This window comes from Nostoc sp., assembly GCF_041747015.1.
GTDB lineage: Bacteria > Cyanobacteriota > Cyanobacteriia > Cyanobacteriales > Nostocaceae > Nostoc.
The window spans coordinates 1-5,441 of the sequence record NZ_JBGTFY010000118.1; the positions used below are offsets into that span (position 1 = coordinate 1).

The following is a 5,441-nucleotide window of genomic DNA, read 5'->3' on the forward strand; positions in this document are numbered from 1 at the left end:
TTAAGAAGATGAGACTACTAGAAAAAAAAGAGTTAAATTTTACCCCAATATTTTTAATAGGTAATGCAATTTTACTAACTATTCTGCTATTAATAGAGTTAATAAATTTTGCTAGTATGGGTAAAATTGCTAACTCCAAAGCCCCAACCTTAGTAGAACTAAACGATGGTGAATCTATTAGAGTATCTTCTATAAATGATGAGCGATCGCCGCAAGCCATTATGTATTTTGTCGGGCAGACAATGACAGGGTTACTTAGTTGGAATGCCTTACCTAAAGCAAGTGGTGATTACAATGTAGATCCGACCACAAAGCTAAAACTTGATACTGGTGTACAGGCAGGTAGTCACAAAATTACTACTAACGTGTGGGCTACAGGATTTGCTTTGTCTGAAGATTTTCGCGCCCCCTTTCTTCAAGAAATTGGTAATCTCACGCCACCTGATGTTTTCAATGGTTCGACTCAATCTATTTTAAAAGTTACCTTGCTCAGTGAGCCTAAAAAACTGAGAAAAGGTGAATGGTCTATAGATATGATTGCCGAAGTTATTGTTTTTCAGGGTAGCAATATGGTAGGAGAACCAATAGGATTTAATAAGACTATTTTTACTAGAACCATAGACACACCAACATTACCTAATATTTCGTCAGACTTTCAACAAACAGCTAATCGGGTTCGCAAAGCTGGTTTAGAAATATATAAAATCCAAGATTTAGAATTAAAATGACGCAAACACAAGAATCTCCACACGCGGTAGAAGAGGAACTATATCAGGATGAAGGGAGCAGGGAGCAAGAAGAGAAATCGTCTTGTTCCCCAGCCTCTTTGGATAAGAAAAATTTTGCCGCCATGAATGGGGTAAATGTTGAAATTGAAACATCAGCTAAACCTCAATCAGAAGTTCCTGAACCAGAAGAAATCGTAACTACTTGCACAGTCTCACAGAACCCAATTTTAAAAATGGGTGTTATTGGTGGGGGAATATTTGTTTTTATCATGCTTATAGGTGGAGTGATTAACGGCTCCATGAATGTCTTGAATATGGGTAGTACAAAAATAGAACCATCAAAAACTAATCAAGAAAAAATAGAATCATCAGAAATTGTCGATGAGACTGGACAAACTAAAACAGCTTTAGCTCTAACTAGCCAAAATTCTGAATTTAAGAAAATCCGCGATCAAAAAGCTGCATCTTCACCAACACCAACTTCATCATTTACACCTGTATCTGTTGCGCCCCCTCCAACTCCAAGAACCGTACAGCGCACACAACCAATATCAGTTTCTAGAAATCCCGCGCCACCAAGAATTAATTACCCGCCTACACGCTCATCACCAGTTGTATACCCTCAGCCAAAGCCAGTAGCACGAGTTACTCCAGCTATGTTCAATCCTGTCAAAACTCAATCTGTAGACCCAATGCAAGAATGGCTTGCTGCTGCAAACGTTGGTAGTTTCAGCACTAATAGTACTGAATCTACAACTAACTCATCTGTACTAACAGATGGCGTAGAGGGTGGCACTGGTACACCCAAATCATTACCTTTAAATAAAGAATTGAGTAAAAATCCAACTATAAATTCACAAAATACAGATGACAACGCATTACGCATTTTAGTAGGGACTCGAACAGAGGGGAAATTAGAAACTCCAATTGCTTTAAATGCTAGCAATGGTCAGCAAGGAATTCAAAAATTCCTAATTAGACTAACAAAACCATTAAAAGCGTCTGATGGAAGTGAGGTTTTGCCTGTAGATTCTTATTTGGTAGTCGTACCTCATAACAACACCTCTGAATATATTCAAATGTCCGCCATTGCAGCTTTAATCAATATCAATGGTCATACTTTAGAAAAACCTTTGACTGAAAATTCGATTTTGATTCTTAATAAAAATGGGGAAAAGTTAAGAGCGCAATCACGTCAGGGCAGTAGTTTAGGTAGTGACTTCATAACAGCGGTAATCGCTGGAGTATCAAAAGCTGCTGAGATAGAAAATAGTCCTAGTAGCCAAAGTACTATTACTTCTAATGGATATTCTACTAGCACCGTGAGTAATGACAATAAAAATTTATTAGCTGGCTTTACTCAAGGAAGTTTCAATCAAATTCTTCAAAGGGTGCAATCATCAAATAGTCAACAGCTACAAGGCATAGAGTCCGCCCAAAAAGTTTTTGTTGTCAATGCGGGGACAAAGGTTCAAGTATTTGTTAATCAAACTATTTTTTTATGAAAAGTTTCTTGCAGAAACCTGGGCAAGGAGAAAAGTTTAGAGTAAAAAACTTTTCTCCTTTCACCCTTTCCTTAACCAAAAGCATATTAATCGGTTTATTAGTTCTAAGTCCGGCTCAAGTTTTAGCTGGCAGTACCAGAACAGTTTACTCGCAGGATGCCCAAGGTTCACAAGATATGTCTTTAAAAATTTGGAAGGGATATGGTTTGACTATTAATTTTATCCCCACAGGTGAAACAATCAAACAAGTTTGGATAGGAGATCCTACACGTATCTCTTTCACTTCTAATTGTCAAAAAGCTGATAATAATTCCAATTCTAACTGTAGTAATGGCACTGTCCTATTTTTACGCCAAATCAAACCGATTAGTTTTCCTAACATGACAAACAGCACCGATGGCAGTACACAAATCACTGTTCTTACAACTGGCTCTGGTGGACAAAAACAATATCAATTCAAGTTGACACCCGCAACCGGAGAGCCATCATATACCAGCTTAGTTATCAAACCCGACTCTGAACGACCATTATATACAGCTAAAACTCAAGTCCCAACACTACTAACAACGACAGAAAATCGGATACCTCCAGTATCAACTGTGCGTTCGCCACTACCTCAACCAATGGTAGCTACTGTTGAATCTCAAAATCGCAAAACTAATCCTACCCTTGTATCTCCAGGCACTATCTTACTCAGAAATGATGCTAATACTCTTGTCTTGGGTTTAGCAATAGGGAATCGTAATGGTCAAGTAAAAGTTGGTTCAACGACTTGGAATAAAGTTCAAGACGCCATCAGGTTATTACGTCAGGGCAAAAGTCAGGAAGAGGCTATTTCGAGAGCTGGGATTTCTTTTCAAGTCTTTAATCAGTTAATTGAATGGGGGCAAAGATATGGAATTTGAAATTAAGTTTAAATCCCCTGACGGAACTATTAAGGTCGTCACCGAAACAGGAGCTACCGCTAGAGATGCGATGGACAAAGTGGTCAAAAACGAAAACGTAAAATACTTCAAGCTAGTGTTACCAAAGTAAAATTGCAGTTGATATTATCCACTCAACAATTATCAGTTATCAGTTAATTTTTCTGTTGGGAGTTAGAGTCACCTATTTCTCAAAATGGTGTGTTTCAGTCGGGGCAAAACAATTGTAGATTGACGATTGTAGATTTGAGATTGACTGCACCCACAAGGAATGCAGCTTGAGGATTTTAGATTGACGATAGCGAAGCGTTAGCGAGTCCGCGAGCGTCTTTTAGATTTATTCCGCCCACTTTCTTGCAGGGCTTGTACCAAAAACAAACAATAAAGCAATCTGCAATCTGCGATCTTCAATCTCCAATCTTCTTGGTCAAATCTCCGACTGAAACTGTGATAACTGTTCACTGTTCACTGTTCACTGATTTAACTATTCTCGGAGAAAAATAGATGAAATTTAATAGCTATTTGTTAGCTGGTTTTAGCATTTTAATTCCCGCCTTACCTACACCAACTCTTGCTGATATCCCGACAGTGACGTACTCTCAAGGTAAGTATAAAGCTCAAGCCCCAGATTGGTCACAAATTACTTGGGATAATTTACCGCCAGTACAACAGGCAGGATATCTTAAAATACCAGATAACTTAATCTCAGTATTTGGCTATGACCCCTCACGCTTATGGACAGCAGGACAAAAGGTTGATTCTGTTGTGATGCTGGGAGATGCAGACGATGCGTTTAAAATGTCTAATTTCAGCCTCAAATCTATCGCACAGCTTGTTCCTCTATCTGAGAAACTGACACTACTAGACTTGGGACTGATGCAATGGCAAACTCCTGAATCGTTGCTCCAAGCCATCCCCAGTTTAGGTAATCTCTACGTAAATCAAGTCCCACCACTTCAAGAGTTGTTAGCTCAATCAGGCATTTTCTCGGAGTATGCAACGATTTCTCAAATTGTCGAAAATAATCCACAAGTCGCTAATCTTTTATTGGGTAAAATTGACTTGAAGAGATATTCAATTTATTCTATTCCCGGATTGAACGAAACGCAGCTAGGAGAGTTCAAATCTTGGCAGGAAAGTTACATCAACCAAGTTCCTGGTCTGAGCCAAATACCCTTCGATAAGATGCCCCAGCCGATTAACTCTGGTGTTGGTGTTGTGGGTATTGCTTCCGTCGTACTTGGTACATCTGAAAGAGGTGATGCAAAGGTTGGAAATAATTATTTTGTATCTGGTAGTGTTGTTAGAGGTGATAGCACTGTTGCTGTTGCCTGTCCTGCTGGTGAAGAATGCTCATACATGGAAATGGGCGACTTTGCTGGTTCTGAAGGTGGCTTGTATGGTAAGCGCTGGGCTTCTGGTTCATCACAGCAGGTCAAAGGTGGTTATGGTTTTCTTGCTGCTGTCAATGGAGGGAAAGAACCAACAGGGCGGTTGGTATATGGCAGTGGCTTTAAGGTCGTTCTAACTGGTGTCGATGAATCGAAAGGGACAGCAGATTTTGGTTTAAATTTCCGAATTTGTGTGCGTCCCCCTTTCATGGCTAAAACTTGTACGCCGTACTTTATTGGCCCTATTCCTTGGATACCTGTAAATGAAAATAATTTAGTTTTTACAGGGACAGGGCGATGACAGGAAAAACCTCAAGTGAAGTCAATCCTAACCAATTCATCCCCCCAGGACTTACAGATGCTTTCGTTTCACCCGCAGGACTTGGATTACTCGCCTGTGGTGTAGTAATAGTGGTAGCTAAATATATTGATTCCAAGGGAGGTAAAGCGAAATTAGCGACAGCTAGATGGGGTGGCAGTGCTGAGAAAAAAGCAGCTCGGAAATTGGCGTGTAAACAAATAAATAAACGTCAGCATAACCGGATATCGCTCTATATTGGAACTCCCAAAAATACAACCAGTGAAGTTGTCAATGGCATCAGAAAAACCAAAATTCCTGAAGACGCGAAAACGCTTTACTTTCCAGAGGCGCAACGTGGGATTTTAGTTTGTGGTGGACCGGGAAGTGGAAAGTCATTTTCAATGATTAATCCTCTGATTCGTTCCGCAGTAGATCAAGGTTTCCCTTTGGTACTTTATGATTTCAAGTACGCACAGCAAGAATCAGCCACCGCACAAGCCAAGGGGCAAGCGCCAATACTAGCAGGGTATGCCGCTTTGCGCGGTTATCAAGTTACCGTACTTGCCCCAGGCTTTGCAGAATCCGCAGTTGCC

The 5,441-nt window shown here is 40.0% G+C and carries 4 protein-coding genes and 1 pseudogene; all 5 read left to right on the forward strand.

The window, feature by feature from the left end; all coding sequences use genetic code 11:
* Positions 1–728: hypothetical protein (locus ACEW80_RS08965; RefSeq protein WP_373526251.1), on the forward strand; the 728-nt coding region annotated here is incomplete at its 5' end.
* Positions 725–2,233 (forward strand): hypothetical protein, encoded by a 1,509-nt coding sequence (locus ACEW80_RS08970; RefSeq protein ID WP_373526252.1) that lies wholly within the window; start codon positions 725–727, stop codon positions 2,231–2,233. The genes ACEW80_RS08965 and ACEW80_RS08970, both read left to right, overlap by 4 nt.
* A complete protein-coding gene (locus ACEW80_RS08975) occupies positions 2,230–3,138 on the forward strand; it encodes a hypothetical protein (RefSeq protein WP_373526253.1) in 909 nt (302 codons plus the stop codon). The genes ACEW80_RS08970 and ACEW80_RS08975 overlap by 4 nt, the downstream gene beginning before the upstream one ends.
* A 522-nt stretch (positions 3,139–3,660) precedes the next feature.
* A complete protein-coding gene (locus tag ACEW80_RS08980) occupies positions 3,661–4,848 on the forward strand; it encodes a hypothetical protein (protein ID WP_373526254.1) in 1,188 nt (395 codons plus the stop codon).
* Positions 4,845–5,441, forward strand: a pseudogene (locus ACEW80_RS08985) (type IV secretory system conjugative DNA transfer family protein); the annotation flags it as partial. The gene ACEW80_RS08980 and the pseudogene ACEW80_RS08985, both read left to right, overlap by 4 nt.